This is a genomic window from Streptosporangium sp. NPDC023825 (genome assembly GCF_040639575.1).
Lineage (GTDB): Bacteria > Actinomycetota > Actinomycetes > Streptosporangiales > Streptosporangiaceae > Streptosporangium.
This window is the reverse complement of the sequence record NZ_JBFAAE010000062.1, coordinates 19,288-33,813: the sequence shown is the minus strand read 5'-3', so window position 1 is coordinate 33,813 and position 14,526 is coordinate 19,288. Positions and strand designations below refer to the sequence as shown.

The 14,526-nt window shown below is 72.8% G+C and carries 13 protein-coding genes and 1 pseudogene; 8 read left to right on the top strand and 6 right to left on the bottom strand.

Annotation, left to right across the window (positions count from 1 at the left end):
- Nucleotides 1-66 precede the first annotated feature (66 nt).
- Together AB0G15_RS35510 and AB0G15_RS35505 are read left to right on the top strand one after the other, a co-directional pair.
- Nucleotides 67-513 (top strand): MarR family winged helix-turn-helix transcriptional regulator, encoded by a 447-nt coding sequence (locus AB0G15_RS35510; protein WP_362848615.1) that lies wholly within the window; start codon nucleotides 67-69, stop codon nucleotides 511-513.
- 141 nt (nucleotides 514-654) lie between these two features.
- Nucleotides 655-1,182, top strand: coding sequence for a hypothetical protein (locus AB0G15_RS35505; RefSeq protein ID WP_362848612.1), 528 nt, complete (start codon nucleotides 655-657; stop codon nucleotides 1,180-1,182).
- Nucleotides 1,183-1,283: 101 nt separating this feature from the next.
- On the opposite strand, the gene AB0G15_RS35500 is transcribed toward AB0G15_RS35505, so the two are convergent.
- Both AB0G15_RS35500 and AB0G15_RS35495 read right to left on the bottom strand, forming a co-directional pair.
- Entirely contained in the window at nucleotides 1,284-2,159 is an 876-nt protein-coding gene (locus AB0G15_RS35500) for a hypothetical protein (RefSeq protein WP_362848609.1), read from the bottom strand.
- A 63-nt stretch (nucleotides 2,160-2,222) separates the two neighbouring features.
- Nucleotides 2,223-3,881, bottom strand: a complete 1,659-nt coding sequence (locus tag AB0G15_RS35495) for an ATP-binding cassette domain-containing protein (RefSeq protein ID WP_362848607.1) — start codon at nucleotides 3,879-3,881, stop codon at nucleotides 2,223-2,225.
- A gap of 145 nt (nucleotides 3,882-4,026) precedes the next feature.
- Here AB0G15_RS35495 and AB0G15_RS35490 point away from each other — a divergent pair, with 145 nt between their 5' ends.
- The 5 genes from AB0G15_RS35490 to AB0G15_RS35470 all read left to right on the top strand — a co-directional run bounded on the left by AB0G15_RS35490 (nucleotide 4,027) and on the right by AB0G15_RS35470 (nucleotide 8,382).
- On the top strand, nucleotides 4,027-4,737 hold the full coding sequence (locus AB0G15_RS35490; protein WP_362848605.1) for a TetR/AcrR family transcriptional regulator: 711 nt from the start codon (nucleotides 4,027-4,029) through the stop codon (nucleotides 4,735-4,737).
- Between the two features lie 98 nt (nucleotides 4,738-4,835).
- Nucleotides 4,836-5,270: a helix-turn-helix domain-containing protein gene (locus AB0G15_RS35485; protein WP_362848603.1), complete on the top strand. Its 435-nt coding sequence runs from the start codon at nucleotides 4,836-4,838 to the stop codon at nucleotides 5,268-5,270.
- 110 nt (nucleotides 5,271-5,380) lie between these two features.
- Nucleotides 5,381-6,352 carry an alpha/beta hydrolase gene (locus AB0G15_RS35480; RefSeq protein ID WP_362848600.1) on the top strand — a complete coding sequence of 324 codons (972 nt, stop codon included), beginning with the start codon at nucleotides 5,381-5,383 and terminating at the stop codon, nucleotides 6,350-6,352.
- Between the two features lie 197 nt (nucleotides 6,353-6,549).
- Entirely contained in the window at nucleotides 6,550-7,872 is a 1,323-nt protein-coding gene (locus AB0G15_RS35475) for a hypothetical protein (RefSeq protein ID WP_362848597.1), read from the top strand.
- A 114-nt stretch (nucleotides 7,873-7,986) separates the two neighbouring features.
- Nucleotides 7,987-8,382, top strand: a complete 396-nt coding sequence (locus AB0G15_RS35470) for a hypothetical protein (protein WP_362848595.1) — start codon at nucleotides 7,987-7,989, stop codon at nucleotides 8,380-8,382.
- 71 nt (nucleotides 8,383-8,453) lie between these two features.
- On the opposite strand, the pseudogene AB0G15_RS35465 reads toward AB0G15_RS35470, so the two are convergent.
- The 4 genes and pseudogenes from AB0G15_RS35465 to cseB form a co-directional block, all read right to left on the bottom strand.
- Nucleotides 8,454-8,558: pseudogene (locus AB0G15_RS35465) on the bottom strand (zinc-binding dehydrogenase); the annotation flags it as partial.
- Between the two features lie 432 nt (nucleotides 8,559-8,990).
- A complete protein-coding gene (locus AB0G15_RS35460; RefSeq protein ID WP_362848592.1) occupies nucleotides 8,991-10,277 on the bottom strand; it encodes an acyltransferase in 1,287 nt (428 codons plus the stop codon).
- 193 nt (nucleotides 10,278-10,470) lie between these two features.
- On the bottom strand, nucleotides 10,471-11,739 hold the full coding sequence (locus AB0G15_RS35455) for a HAMP domain-containing sensor histidine kinase (protein WP_362848590.1): 1,269 nt from the start codon (nucleotides 11,737-11,739) through the stop codon (nucleotides 10,471-10,473).
- Between the two features lies 1 nt (nucleotide 11,740).
- Nucleotides 11,741-12,463 carry a two-component system response regulator CseB gene (gene cseB / locus AB0G15_RS35450; protein ID WP_362691843.1) on the bottom strand — a complete coding sequence of 241 codons (723 nt, stop codon included), beginning with the start codon at nucleotides 12,461-12,463 and terminating at the stop codon, nucleotides 11,741-11,743.
- Between the two features lie 268 nt (nucleotides 12,464-12,731).
- Here cseB and AB0G15_RS35445 point away from each other — a divergent pair, with 268 nt between their 5' ends.
- Nucleotides 12,732-14,312, top strand: coding sequence for a condensation domain-containing protein (locus AB0G15_RS35445; RefSeq protein ID WP_362848587.1), 1,581 nt, complete (start codon nucleotides 12,732-12,734; stop codon nucleotides 14,310-14,312).
- The last annotated feature ends 214 nt before the right edge of the window (nucleotides 14,313-14,526 follow it).

Sequence of the window (14,526 nt, the reverse complement as noted above, 5' to 3'; positions counted from 1 at the left end):
CGTCCGCCGCGCGCCGCGCGCCGCCGGTGACGGCCCGGTACTCCCACCGTGCGGGAGACTGGGGAGGTGACCATCGAGAACCGCCGTCCCGGCCCGCCCGTGACCAGCGTCTCCATCGTGTTGCTCACGCTGGCGCGCCGGATCGAGACCGAGCTCAACACCGTCCTCGCGCCGCTCGATCTCACGGTCAGCAGGCTCGGCCTGCTCGGTCACATCGCCGGCGTGCCCGGAGTGTCGTTCAGCGATCTGGCACGTATGTCCGGCACGACGGTCCAGAGTGTCCACAGCGCGGTGAAGGTGCTCGCCGGAGCCGGGCTGGTGCGCGACAACACCGCCCGCGCGGGCTCCGCGTCGGCCATCGAGATCACGCCCGACGGGGCGCGCCTCCTCGACGCGGCGACGGGCGCGATAGCCGAGGTCGACGACCTGCTGTTCGGCCCCGCCGCGGACCCGATCCAGCAGCAGGTCGCCGGTGCCGTACGCGCCGCGTTCGGAGGGTTCGCCACCCCCTGATCCGTCCGCCCGGCCCTCTGGTCCGTCCTCCCGGCGCCCGCGCGTCACGTCTCCTCCCTTGGTCTTCCTTCAGCTTCAGTCCGCCTGAAGCTTTCGTGTTAGGCTTCAGCCTGCCTGAAGGTCGCGAGGAAGGGAGAACCCGTGGAAGCCTTTCTGCTGTCGATCCATGTGCTCGCCGGCATCGTGTTCGTCGGGGGCTCGGCCGTCGCGACGAGCCTGTTCCCCCGCTACGCGCCGGTCGCCGCCGGCGTTCCCGCGGGTCCGGCCGCGGGGACCGGCCCGGCAGGCTCCCCCTCCGGAGCCCCGCGAGCCCCGGAAGCCCTGGCGGCCCCGGAGGTCTCCGGGGAGCGGAACCGGGCCGTGGCCGTCGCGCTGCACCGCATCACCCGGGTCTACGGCGTCTTCGGGATCGTCGTGCCCGTCTTCGGGATCGTCCTGGCCCTCGTCCAGGGCCGGATGGGCGAGGGGTGGATCTTCGTCTCCATCGCCCTCACCGGGCTCGCGGGCGGCCTGCTGGCCCTGCGGATCTATCCGGAGCAACGCGACGCGCTCGCCGCGCCCGACGACGGCAGGCGCCTGCGCGCGCTGTCCATGGTCGCCGGGATCTACAACCTGCTGTGGGCGGTCGTCGTCGTCCTGATGATCGTCCGCCCGGGAGCCTATCCGTGAGCATGCCCTCGGGTGGCGGGCCGGTTCGTGAGCACGTCCCCGGGTGACGGGCCGCTGGGATGTCCCGCCGGCCCGTCGTCCCGCCACCGCTCGCCGCCCCGTCAGCTCGACGGCACTCTCCGGTAGGCGCCGAGCACCTGGAGGGCCCGCAGGGTCTCGACCCCCCGGTACTCCAGGGTGGCGGCCGCGCCGGGAGGCTCCCAGGTGATGGCCCATCCTCCGTCGGGCTGCTGGTCGGCCGCCAGCCGGTCGAGGTGGCCCTCGATCACCTCGTCGGTGAACAGCCGGCGCCAGGGGCTGTCGGGGTGGGGGGCGAGGTGCAGGGGAGTGACCCCGTACTCCGGGTCCGCGGGGTCGCTCCGGTACCACTTCAGCTGGGGGAGCCACTCGGGCACCCGCTCGGCGAGGCGTTCGGCCCGATCGCGATCCGGGACGTGTTCGAGGAAGACGAGCGTCTCGGACATGGCGTGCGCGTCCTCGGGGAAGCCCTTCTCCAGCGCCGACCAGCACCAGTCGGTGGCCCGGGTGAGCCACGGATGCTCCACGCCCATCCGGTGCAGCAGCCCGGCCAGCCCGGCGGTGGGGTTCAGCCCCGGCGCGTAGGTCCACTCCGACCAGTGCACGGCCCTGGGATAGGCCTCCATGACCGGCAGGGACAGGGGCACCGCCCCGTCGGGCGCGGCGACCGTCGCCAGCCAGTCGCACGCCTCCGGCACCAGCGGGCCGGTCGCCGGCACGCCGGCCGCCAGCAGCGTCTGGAACGCGATCTCCACATCGATGGGCAGGCTGTCGGGGCAGCGCTTGTCCGGTTCGAGTCCGTGGCCGAAGCCGCCGTCCGCGTTCCGGTAGCCGCGCAGGGCGTCCACCACGCCGGTGGCGGGTGCCCCCTGGAAGAGGGTGGCGAACAGGCGGCGTTCGAGCAGGCGCCCCTCGCGGAGGACGAAGGCCCGGGCGGTGTCGAGGATGCTGTCACTCATGGTGCTCCATGCTGCCGGGTGACCGGCCCGGCCGTCTTGTAGGAATCGGACACCGCCCGTCCGTCACCGTGCGCGGCGGGTCCGGTCCGGCTGCCAGAGGGGCTCGGCGGACTCCTGGACGTCCCCGCCGGCGCCGAAGATCAGGAACCGGTCGAAGTCGTCGGCGAACCACCGGTCGTGGGTGACGGCGAGAACGGTGCCGGAGAAGGAGGCGAGGCCGTCCTGGAGTGCCTGCGCGCTGGCCAGATCGAGGTTGTCGGTCGGCTCGTCGAGCAGCAGCAGGGTGGCTCCCGACAGCTCGAGCAGCAGGATCTGCAGGCGTGCCTGCTGGCCGCCGGAGAGGGTCTCGAAGGGCTGCCGGCCGGCGGGGGCGAGCTCGTAGCGGGCGAGGGCGGCCATGGCGTCGTTGAGCGTCAGCGACCCGGCGGCCGTGATGATGTCGGCGGGAGTCCGCCCGGCGAGGTCGGGCCGGGTGTGCGTCTGGACGAAGTGGCCGGGCACGACCCTGGCCCCGAGCTCCACGGTGCCCCGGTGGCGTACCGGCGCAGGTGCCGGGGCGGGCGACGCCGGCACCCGGGGGAGCGCGCCGCTCCCCGTCTCGGCCAGCAGCCGCAGGAAGTGGGACTTGCCGGAGCCGTTCGGGCCGAGGATCGCCACCCGCTCCCCGTAGTGGATCTCGACGTCGAACGGCTCCGTCAGGCCGGTCAGCTCCAGGCGGGTGCAGGTGAGCGCGCGCTTGCCGGTACGGCCGCCGCTCAGGCGCATCTGGACGTTCTGCTCCTTGGGCGCGCTCTCGGGCGGGCCCGCCTCCTCGAACCTGCCCAGCCGGGTCTGGGCGGCCCGGTAGGCGGAGGCGACGGAGTCGTTGTTGGTCGCCTTCTGGCGCAGGGTGTGGACCAGTTTCCTGAGGCGGGCGTGCTCCTCGTCCCAGCGGCGGCGGCGCTCGTGCAGGCGCTCGTTGCGGTCGAGGCGGGCCTGGGCGTAGGTGGCGAAGTTCCCGCCGTGGGTCCACACCCCGCGTGACTCCACGGTGATGACGCGGGTGGCCGTGTTGGCGATCAGCCGGCGGTCGTGGGAGACGAGCAGGACGGTTTTCCGGGTGGCCCCCAGCTGTTCCTCCAGCCACTGCTTGCCGGAGACGTCCAGGTAGTTGTCGGGTTCGTCGAGCAGCAGGACCTGGTCGGGGCCACGCAGGAGCGCCTCCAGCGCGAGCCTCTTCTGCTCGCCGCCCGACAGCGTGCCGACGTCGCGGTCCGCCACCCGCTCGTAGGGAGCGCCCATGGCCGAGGTGGTGCAGGCGCTCCAGGTGACCTCGATGTCGTAGCCGCCGGCGTCGGCGTAGTCGCCGAGGGCGCGGGCGTAGGCGAGCTGGGTCTCCTCCAGGTCGCGTTCCCCCAGCGCGCGCTCGGCCCGCTCCAGCTCGGCGGTCGCGGCGCGCACGCGTTCCGGGGCCACCGCCAGCAGCAGCTCGCGTACCGTCAGGCCGCCGCGGAGGCCTCCGATGAACTGGCGCATCACGCCGAGCCCGCCGGACGCGGTGATCCGCCCGGCGGAGGGGGAGAGGTCGCCGGCGATCAGCCGTATCAGGGTGGTCTTGCCCGCGCCGTTGGGACCGATCAGGGCCGCGGTGACGCCGTCGCCGACGCGGAAGGACACCTCGTTGAGCAGCAGCCGCCCGTCCGGCAGCACGTAGGTCAGCTCGTCGGCCTCGACATGTCCCACGGGCGCGTCCTCTCGAAGGCGGCGGCCTCCATCGTGGTGGAGAGAAACCGCAGTTAGAACATTGGTCATACACTATGAACATTGATTGGCCCGCTTCTCAAGCCATTAAGATCTCCGGAGTGGACGAGGCGGGGATCGGAGGAGCGTGAGCGCTACGCCGGGCAGGAGAACGCGGCGCCGGAGCGGTGAGGCGGCGCCGGGGGTGTGGCTGCGTCCCCCGCGCGCGGGCCGGGCCGAGCCGGTGGTCACCCTCGGGCGGATCGTGGCGGCGGCCGTGGAGCTGCTGGACGAGGAGGGGGCGGACCGGCTGACCATGCGCCGCCTCGCCGAGCGGCTGGGAACCGCCGCCACCACGCTCTACCTGCACGTCGAGACCAAGGACGACGTGCTGGACCTCGCGCTCGACGCCGTGTTCGGCGAGGTGCCCGTCCCGCCGGGGCCGCGGGGCGCGTGGCGCGACGACGTCACCGCCCTGATCGCCGAGTGGCGCGCCACCATGCTGCGCCACCCGTGGTCGGTGAGGGTGCTGGACCGCCCCCTGCTGGGCCCCAACGTCCTGGCCCGCACCGAACACCTGCACGCCGTGCTGGCGGGGGCGGGTCTCACCGGCCCGCGTCTGACCGCCGCCGCGTACGCCCTGGCCAACTACGTCATCGGTTCCGCGACGATGCAGGCCGCCGGTGCCGGGTACGGCGAGGCCGGGTGGAAGCGGGCCGCCGACCTGCACGTGCTGGCCCGCCGGGAGCTGTATCCGACTCTCGCGGCGCACGGGTCCCCGATCGGCAACGACTGGGACCCGGTGTTCGCCACCGGGCTGGACTACCTGCTGGACGGCATCGAGTCGCGGATCCGGTGAGACGAGTCGCGAACTTCCCTTTTGTTCCCCATCGCTCCCTATTCTGTCCATTGTTAAGGTATTTTAGGGAAAATTAGAGGACTTTTCGGGGGGGATCGGTGTCTCAGCCCTACTCGGTCGAGCAGGTGGCGAACCTGCTGGGCCTGCACGCCAAGACGGTGCGCGCCTACGTGCGCGACGGGCGGCTGAAGGCCGTCCGCATCGGCAAGCAGTACCGGATCGCGCGCGAGGACCTGGAGGCCTTCACCGGCCATCCGGTGACACCGCCCGCCGGTGAGACGGCCGGGCGCCGGCGCCACGTCGAGGTGTCCAGCATCGTGCAGATCGACGCGATCGGCTTCGAGGCGATGAGCCGGCTGAGCAACACGCTCATGGCCCTCGCCGCGGGCGGCGCCCCCGACGAGGGACGCCTGCGCGTGGAGGTCGTCTACGACGAGGAGAGGGCCAGCATGAAGATCATCGTGCTGGGTGGTCTGGACGGCACCGCGGAGCTGCTCAAGGTCATCGACACTCTCGCCAAGGAGAGATCGTGAACGGCGTCCACACCGCGCTCGCCAAGGAGAGGCCGTGAACGGCATCTACACCGCGCTCGCCAAGGAGAGGCCGTGAACGGCATCCACACCGCGCTCGCCAAGGAGGGATCGTGAACGGCATCTACACCTCCGCCGAAGGCGCCCGTGCCGTCGAGCGGAGCTGCCGCGCGCTGCTGGAGCGCTGGCCGGTGCCCGCCGAGCACCTGCGCGTGCCGACCCGGCAGGGCGAGACCTTCGTCGTGGCCTGCGGGCCCCGGGACGCCCCGCCGGTGCTGTTGCTGCACGGTTCCGGCGCCAGCAGCGCGATGTGGATGGAGGACGTGGCCGCCTGGTCGCGGCATCTGCGCCTGTACGCCGTCGACACGATCGGAGAGCCCGGCCTGAGCGCCCCCTCGCGGCCCGCCCTGGACTCCGACGCCCACGCGCTGTGGCTCGACGACGTGCTGGCCGCCCTCGCCGTCCGGCGCGTCTCCATCGTGGGAACCTCGCTCGGCGGCCGGTTGGCGGTGGACTACGCGACGCGGCGCCCCGGACGGGTCGCCCGCCTGGCGCTGCTGTGCCCCAGCGGCATCGGCGGGCAGAAGTACGGGGTGCTTCTCCTGGCGCTGCTGCTGATGCCGTTCGGCCGGTGGGGGAGGGACAGGACGATGAGACTGGTCCTGGGCCCGGCGGCGTCCTCGGCGTCCCCGGCTCCTGATGCGTCCTCTGCGTCTGCTGCGGCGGCGGCGTCTTCGGCGTCTTCGGCGTCCCCGGAACCTCCGCCGCCCTCGGCGGAGCCGATGCGGGCGTACGGCGAGCACGTGATGCTCGTGCATGAGCACTTCCGGCCCCGCCGCGAGAGAATCCCGGTGTTCGACGACGACACCCTGCGCCGCCTGAGCATGCCGGTGCTGGTGACGGTCGGCGGGCGCGACGCGCTCCTGGACTCCCACGAAACCCGGCGGCGGCTGGAGGCCGCCGTGCCGCACGCGACGGTCCGGCTGCTGCCCGACGCCGGGCACCTCCTGCGAGGGCAGACCCTGCCGATCCTGGACTTCCTGAGCTCCCGGGAGGAAGGGCCCGCCGTTCGGGAAAGCCGTTAATCTACAACGTAAAGGCGTCCGCCCGGGTTCGAAACGGTTCGAGCGGGTGGAACGCCTGCCCCCGCCGCCCCTCGTCGGCGAGCCCGCACGGATTCCCGTTCACCTGAGGCAGGGCCTGATGACAGCGCCTGGTGACCAGACCTGGCGGCGGGGCCGGAGCGCGCGGCCGATACGCTCGCGGCCGGAAAGGAGGCGGGATGCTCTTCGCCGTCGCGGCCGTGTTCGGGCTCACCTGGTGGCTCGGGTGTTACGTGATCGCGCGGGATCCCCGGGAGCGCGGACCGCGGAGGGCCGGGCTGGGGCTGCTGGCCTACGGCGCCGCGCTCGCGGTCGCCCAGGTTCTCACCGCCGTACCGGAACCCGCGGCGAAGGTACTGGGCGCGGTCGAGACCACGCTGGTCCACCTGCCGGCGTTGCTCTGGACGGGGGCCGTGCTGACCCTCGTTCCCGGAAGCGAACGGCTGGACCGGGTCTGGTCCAGGGGGCTCGTCCCGCTCACGCTCGTGGCGTTCGCGTGGCCGGCGGCGTCCGGCCTGGGATCGGGGGTGAACCTCGCGGCGCGGGTGGTGGTCGGGGTGTTGCTGCTGGGGCCGCTGGCCGGGGTGCTGGTGCTGCTCGTGCGGGCCAGGCCGCCGCGGGCCGGGTGGCTGGCGGCGGTCGCCACGCTGTTCTTCGGGCTGGGGGCCGCATTGCTCATGTTCCCGCTGTTCGGCCCGCCCGGCCTGCTGTCCGTCGTCGCCGTCGACGTGGACATGGTCCTGCTGGGCGTGGCCATCGCGATGTCCAGCGCGTTCCAGGCGGGCGAGGCGCTCTGGCGCGACATGCTGCGGTCCCTGCTGGGGGCGGCGGTCGTGGCCGTCGCGTCCGGCGGCCAGGTCGCGCTGGCCGTCGCGCTCGGCGGGCCCGCGCCCGCCCTCTCGGCGCTGCTGTTCGGTGTGATCGCGGTGGCCGTCGCCGTGCAGACGCTGGCCGGTCCGGTGCACCGGGCGCTGGACCGGATCGCCTTTCCGGGTGATCCGCGGATCCGCCGCGAGCGGGCCGAGCTGCGCGAGACGTCCGAGGCGCTGCCGCGTCGCGAGCAGGGTCCGCCGCCGCCGGACGAGGCCGAGTTCGTCCGGCTGACGCGGCGCGCCCTGGCCAGTTACGGGGATCTGGGCAAGCTCGCCAGCAGCCCGCTCGCGAACCTGCCGGTGATCGACGCGCGGGTCACCGGTGACAGCCCGCTGGAGCGGGCCGCCGAGCTGAAGCAGTTGCTGCTGGAGGGCATCCAGCGCCTCAAGCCCCGCGACGGGGAGTTCGGCACCAGCGAGGAGTGGCGGTTCTACAACGTCCTGTACTTTCCGTACGTCCGGGGGCTGCGTCCCTACCGGCGCGGGGCCGGCCGCGGCGGGCTCGCCGCCGCCGAGCGGCAGGCGTTCGACTGGTTCGTCCGCGAGGTTCCCGAACGCACGCTCTACAACTGGCAGAACGCGGCGGCCAAACTCGTCGCGGATGATCTTCGCCGGGAGAACTGGCAGTGAATGGCAGTGCCATGTCTGCAGATGGCAGCGGTTGAGGCGGTGTGCTGAGCGCGTCGGAAACCCCGACGCCTTCCGCGAAGCCGGAAGCCCGCGCCCTCGGCGAAGGAGACATCTATGAGCACCGCCACCCTCATCTCCCGTACCCCCCTGCTCACCCGCGTGCTGTGGACGGACGCCCTCCTCACCGGAGGGTTCGCGCTCGTCCTGGCCGTCGCGGCGACCCCGCTCGCCGATCTGCTCGCCCTCCCCGAGCCGTTGATCCGCTGGGCCGGGATCGGGCTGCTGCCGTTCACCGCGTTCGTCGCCTACCTCGCCTGCCGTCCGGTCCCGCCCAGGGCGGGCGTCTGGACGCTGATCGCCGTCAACGTGCTGTGGGCCGTGGACAGCGTCCTGCTGCTGTTCACCGGCTGGGTGGACCCCAACCCGCTGGGCGTCGCCTTCGTCCTCGCCCAGGCTCTCCTGGTCGGCGCCTTCGCCGAGTTCCAGTACGTCGGGTTGCGCCGCGCCTGACCGCACGTCGCCGGAGGTCCCGTCGTCGAAGGTCCCCGCCGCGCCCGGCACCGGCGGCGGGGACCTTCCGCTCACCCGATGCGGATGACGTGTTTGCCGCGCACGCCGCCGGCCTCCAGCGCCCGGTGGGCCTCGGCGATGTCGGCGAGGGGATGGATCGTGTCGACGACCGGTCGCCGTCCTCCTGCGCCGCCCCCCTTGTGGCGGTGCACCCTTGAGCATCATCAAGAAGTACATCGAAAACCAGAAACGCCCGGACCAACGACCAGACGTTCACGACCCCGGGACCGGGAGGCGATTCCTCCCGGGCGTGAACGCCCGGGGTTCCTCGCTGGACAACGCTGAGCCTCACGCGCCGCGAGCCGAACACGGTGGACGTGAGGATGTACGACAGTGACGAGAGCATGTGCCGGGAATCGAAGGTGATCGTCACCATCCGTTCTCTCGGCGCCAGGAGCCGGTGGAAGGCGCTGAGTTCGGTGCCGATCGCGGTGTCGAGAACGACGTCGAAGGAGCCGAGGTCGGCCGGGCTGGTGGTTGCGTAGTCGAAGATCTCGTGGGCGCCGAGGTCTCTCACGAAGTCGAGGTTCCCGGCGCCGCGAGTGCGGTCACGTGCGCGCCGTACGCCCGTCCGAGCTGGACGGCGACGCTGCCGACCCCGCCGCTCGCGAGCCGCGGCCGGGGAGATCGAACAGCCAGGTGGCGCCCAGCCCCAGCAGCAGCCGGTGGAGGGTCAGGCACAGCCACACCACGAGGGCGGTCAGGGCGACCGGCTCGACGACGGCGAGTACGATCCGCAGCCCGCCGTCCATGCCGGCCGACAGCGGCGGCACGAGAGCCAGGTGCAGCAGCGCGAGCAGGGGCATGTGGATGACGTAGACGGGCAGGGTGCGGCGCCCCAGCCTCGCCAGCGCGTTCCCGAGCGTGGCGCGGCGGCCGAGCAGCGCCGCGGCCGTCACGCCGAAGACCGTCGCGACGGCGCAGACCACCGGCCAGACACCGGGCCAGGCCCGGGAGCCGGTCATCGCGACCACCGCCAGGCACCCGGCGTAGCAGGCGCCGGTCAGGGCCAGTCGTCCCCAGCCCGCGGTGGCGGCCAGCCGTTCGACGTACGACCGGAAGTACAGCCCGGCGAGGAAGAAGACGAGGTTCTGGTACAGGCCGGCACGGTTGCCCGGTGCCTCCAGCAGCCCGGCCGACGCCAGGGCCGACAGCACCAGCGCTCCTCCCAGCACCAGGACGACCGGGACGCGGCGCGTGGCTTTGGCGAGGACGAAGTACAGGGCGAGCGCGTAGAGGTACCACAGGTTGGACGGCGTGATCGTCAGCTGGGCCAGCAGACCGGCGACGTCGTCGGCGCGGGCGGTGTCGAAGGACGGCACGAGCGCCAGGACCGCGGTGTGGATCAGCAGCCACACCGCGTAGAGGTAGAGGAAGCGGCCCACCTTCGAGCGGCGTACGACCCGCCACGGCCGGGCCACCGCTCCGGCGGCGAACATGCCGGAGATGGTGAAGAAGAGCGGCATGCGCAGCGGCAGCAGCTGCTCGGTCAGGGCGCCCCAGGCCCCCGGGATCGGCGGCGACACCCCCCAGTCGATCCGCAGGTAGTGCTTCACGACGACGTGCCAGAGCACCACGAGCAGGATGCACACGCCCTTGGCCACGTCGGCCCAGAGCGCGCGCCGCGGACCCTCGCCGCCCGCGGACCTCGGCTGCCGCGGGGTCCTGCCCGGGTCTCCGGCGCCGGCGGGCCGCTCCGGCGCGCAGGCGGGCGGCCGCCCGCCGTGCGATCCGCCGGCCCGGTGCGCCGAGGCCGGCTCATCCGGGTGCGGCCGCCCTTCCTCCGATCCACCGCCGGCTTCTTCCGGGACACCGCGGGTACGGGCAGAGTGCATGGGGCGGGCACCTCCGGGGGACGGGCGCGCGACGGTCGCGCGCACCGGCCACCCTGTGCGGTGCGGATGTCCGTGCCGCCGGGACCGCGTATCCGTGGCCGCTCAGCTGTGCATCGGGTGTGTATCAGCCCGGAGGCCGCCCGTCGCCTCGGAAGCCGGGGGAGCCGTGGAAGCCGCAGGAGCCGCGGAAGCTTCAGGGGCCTTCGGGGTCTCGAAGGCGGAGCGTGGCGACCGCGCCGCCGTCCGCGGCGTTGGCCAGGGTGAGGGTGGCGCCGATCACCCGGGCCTGGCCCAGGGCGATGGTGAGTCCCAGGCCGTGACCGCGACCGCGTTCGGCCGTGCCGGTGCGAAAGCGCTGCGGCCCCTCCGCCAGGAGGACGCCGGGGAATCCGGGACCGTGGTCGCGCACGACGATCGTCGTGCCGTCCACGGTGACCTCGACCGGCGCGCGGCCGTGGCGGTGGGCGTTGGCGACGAGGTTGGCGAGGATCCGGTCGAGGCGGCGCGGGTCGGTCTCGGCCTCTGTGTTCCCGGCGGCCCCGGTGACCGTGAGCCGTGCCTGGAGCCCGGTCCTGGCCAGGGATTCCTCGACGACGTCGCCCAGCGCCACGGGCCTGGGATCGGCGTGTTCCGCGCCCGCGTCGAGGCGGGATATCTCCAGCAGGTCCTCCACCAGGGCCCGCAGTACCCGCACCCGGTCCCTGACCAGTTCGGTGGCCTCGCTCTCCGGCAGCAGCTCGGCGGAGGTGACCAGGCCCATCAGCGGGGTGCGCAGCTCGTGGGCGACGTCGGCGGTGAAGCGCTGCTCGCTCAGCAGCCGCTCCCGCAGGCTGTCCGCCATCGAGTCGACGGTGGCCGAGATCTCGGCGATCTCGTCACCGCCCCGGCCGCCCTCCGCGGTCCGGGCGTCCAGGTCGCCGTCCGCGATGCGCCGCGCGGTCCTGGCCACCCGCCTCAGCCTCCGGCTGGGCAGCTCGGCGGCCAGCGCCGCGGAGGGTATGACGACCCCGAGCGTGGCCAGCGCGGCCATCACGATGTGCCGGTCGAGCGCCTGCCGGCTGCGCAGTTCGACGCCCATGTCGATCTGTACGGCCACCACCTGGTCGCCGACGGGCTCGGCCGCCCACATCCAGGGGATGTCCGGTTTGCGGTCGTCGTACCAGGTACCGGCCTGCCCGGTGCTCCTGACCTGCTGGAGCAGCGTGGGCGGGATGCGTTCGGGGTCGGATTCGCCGATCCACGTGCCGCCTGGGCGCCGGTGGTTCTCCACCGCGGACACCAGCGCGGTCAGGGCCTGATTCCTGCCCAGCTCCATGGAACGCTCAAGGGTGCTCCGATGCACCAGCACCCCGACGGCCAGCGCCACCGCGCAGGACGCCACGGTCACCAGCGCGGCGATCTTCCAGCGCAGCGACCTCCAGTTCGGCGGCCCGGGTGCCGGCCGGGCGACGGCGTGTCCCATCTCAGCGCCGCAGCTTGTAGCCGAACCCGCGGACCGTCTCGATCCGATCGGCGCCGATCTTCTTGCGCAGCCGCTGCACGCACAGGTCGACCACGCGGCTGTCGCCGTCCCACCCGTAGTCCCAGACGTCGCGCAACAGCGTGTGCCGGTCCAGCACGATTCCCGGATTCGCCGCGAACTCCAGCAGCAGCCGCAGCTCGGTGGGGGCCAGCGTGACCGGCTCACCGGCCAGGAGCACCTCCAGGCCGCCGGTGTCGATGGTCAGATCGCCGAAGACCAGGTCGCCGCCTGAGACGGGTTCGGGCGCGTGCCCGGGAGCCGGGGCGAAGGTGGCCCGGCGCAGCAGCGAGCGGATCCTGGCCACCAGCACGGACGTGTCGACCGGCTTGACGACGTAGTCGTCGGCCCCGGCCTCCAGACCCGACACCACGTCCAGCGCGTCACCCCGCGCGGACATCATCAGGATCGGGACCGTGCTGGACTCCCTGACCCTGCGGCACAGCCCGATGCCGTCCAGGCTCGGCAGCATCACGTCCAGCAGCAGGAGATCGTGCCGCCCGTCCCGGAAGAGCTCCAGGCCGGTCAGGCCGTCGCCGGCCGCGGACACCTCGTAGCCGTAGCGCTCCAGTGCCATCGAGACCGTCCTGCGGATCACCGCGTCGTCCTCGACGAGCAGCACGGTGACAGGAGTCGCCGGTGCGCTGTCAACCTTAAAATCGGACATATCTCCCCAAAAGCGGCGGATGGCTCACCTGGGACACCATAATCTCTCCGCGCGGCAGCGCCGTGCGAAACGGGTCGATCGCCTCTCGCGCCGGCCGCGGGAATGCCGTGCGGGACGGGTCGATCGCCTCTCGTGCCCGATGTCCGGGCATCCTCGGGCTCGCGCGAAGGCCCGGATCCCGCAAGGGAAAAACGGCGGTCCAGCTGCCGAAACACCCGTTGACACCGGGGTTCGGGAAGATCAGCCTTGTGGCGTGGATTCCGACGGTGTGATTTCTCCGCGACCTGATCTCGAACCGGCCCTGGCCGGGATCGACGATCCGGCCCCGGCGGCACGGGTGCGGCCGCCGGCCGGGCCGGGGGTGGCGGTGGCCGACCTGCCGCGGCGTGCGGTGGTGGAGTTCGCCGGTACGCGGGGTGGGGTGGCTCCGTTGAGCTGGGGTCAGGCGTCGATCTGGCGGTTGACCACGTGGCGGGGTGCTGACGATCCCTATTTCAACATCTCCTGGGTGTTGCCGGTGTACGGCAGGCGTGATCTTGGTGGGGTGCTGGGGGCGGTGCGGCGGTTGTTGGAGCGGCACGAGACGTTGCGGACGAATTTCCGGCCGGGTGCCGATGGCGTGGTGCAGCACGTGGCGCGTTCGGGGCGGCTGGTGGTCGAGGTGGTCGAGGGCGGGGACGCCAGGCCGATGACCCTGGCCAGGCAGGTGGCCGAGGGGCTGGCGGCGCGGGTGTTCGATTACGCCGCTGAGTGGCCGGTGCGGTGTGCGGTGGTGGTGGTGGAAGGACGGCCTCGGGCGGTGGCGTTCGGGGTGTCGCATCTGGCGGTCGACGGGGGTGCGCTGGATCTGCTGGCGGCCGATTGGCGGGCGTTGCTGGCCGGGGTCGAGGGGCCGGATCCGGGGTGGCAGCCGATGGATCAGGCGTTCTTCGAGCGGGAGGGGGCGGGGGCCGGGCGGGGGGAGCGGGCGTTCCGGCATTGGCGGGGGGTGCTGGAGGGGGCGCCGCGCTCGATGTTCGACTACCCGCCGGGGGTGGCGGAGGAGCCGCGGTTCGTCCGGGTGCGGATGGAGTCGGTGGCGCTGGGGGTGGCGGCGCAGGTGCTGGCGGCACGCTGGCGGGTGAGTTCGGCCAGTGTGCTGACCACGGCGAGCGCGGTGTTGTTGTCGGTGTTGACCGGGCATCGGCGGGTGGTGATGCAGTTGATCGCGGCCAATCGGCATGATCCGCGGATCGGCGTGCTGGTGGGGCCGGCCGCGCAGGACGGTGTCTTCCTGCTGGATCTGCCGCCCGGCGGCACCCTGGCCGAGGCCACCCGGGCCGGGCACCGGCAGGCGCTGGCCGCCTATCGCCACGCGCTCTACGAACCGCTGAGGCTGATGGCGATGCGCGAGGAGCTCGGCCGCGAGCGGGGCGGGCCCGTCGACCTGTCGGCCTACTTCAACGACACGCGGGGCGGCGGCGACTGGCCCGACCTGCCCGCGGTGGAGCCGCCGGGAGATCCCGCCGCGATCGCCGCCCTCACCGCGCGGACCACCTTCGCCCAGGCCGGCTCCTGGGAGCACGTGGACGCCACCACGGTCCAGTTCATCACCGGTCAGGCCAGGGACGCCTGCGAGCTCCACCTGCTGGCCGACACCGCCTACCTGCCCCGCGCCACCGTGCACGCGCTGCTGCGCGGGATGGAGACCCTGCTGGTCCGCGCGGTCGCCGCCGAGGTCCCCCTCGACACCGTCGCCGAGCTGTGCGGCATCGTCCCGGTCGAGCGTCTTCCCGGCCGGGAACGTTCCCGATCCGACGTCGCCGAGGAGACGCCGGAAGCGTCCGGTGCCGTCGGGACCGGTGGATGAACCGAGGATCCTTCCGAGCCTGAAGGGCCGGGACGGAACCGCCCCGGCGGGGTCCGCCGGGGCGGTCTCGCGTTGCCGGGGTGCCCGTGCGGCCTTCGGCCGCCGGCGGATCGGCCATGGGCGCCGGCCGGTGCGGTGGACGGGGGAGCGCGGGCCCGGCCGTTCTATATAGCAGCATTGACTTATATAAGCTCATACTGAAATAGTCTCATCC

Coding starts and splice junctions, on each gene's coding strand:
- AB0G15_RS35500 (WP_362848609.1), bottom strand. CDS start 2,159: ATGAGTGACAGCATCCTCGACACCGCCCGGGCCTTCGTCCTCCGCGAG.
- AB0G15_RS35455 (WP_362848590.1), bottom strand. CDS start 11,739: ATGGGACACGCCGTCGCCCGGCCGGCACCCGGGCCGCCGAACTGGAGG.
- AB0G15_RS35475 (WP_362848597.1), top strand. CDS start 6,550: ATGCTCTTCGCCGTCGCGGCCGTGTTCGGGCTCACCTGGTGGCTCGGG.
- cseB (WP_362691843.1), bottom strand. CDS start 12,463: ATGTCCGATTTTAAGGTTGACAGCGCACCGGCGACTCCTGTCACCGTG.
- AB0G15_RS35460 (WP_362848592.1), bottom strand. CDS start 10,277: ATGCACTCTGCCCGTACCCGCGGTGTCCCGGAAGAAGCCGGCGGTGGA.
- AB0G15_RS35470 (WP_362848595.1), top strand. CDS start 7,987: ATGAGCACCGCCACCCTCATCTCCCGTACCCCCCTGCTCACCCGCGTG.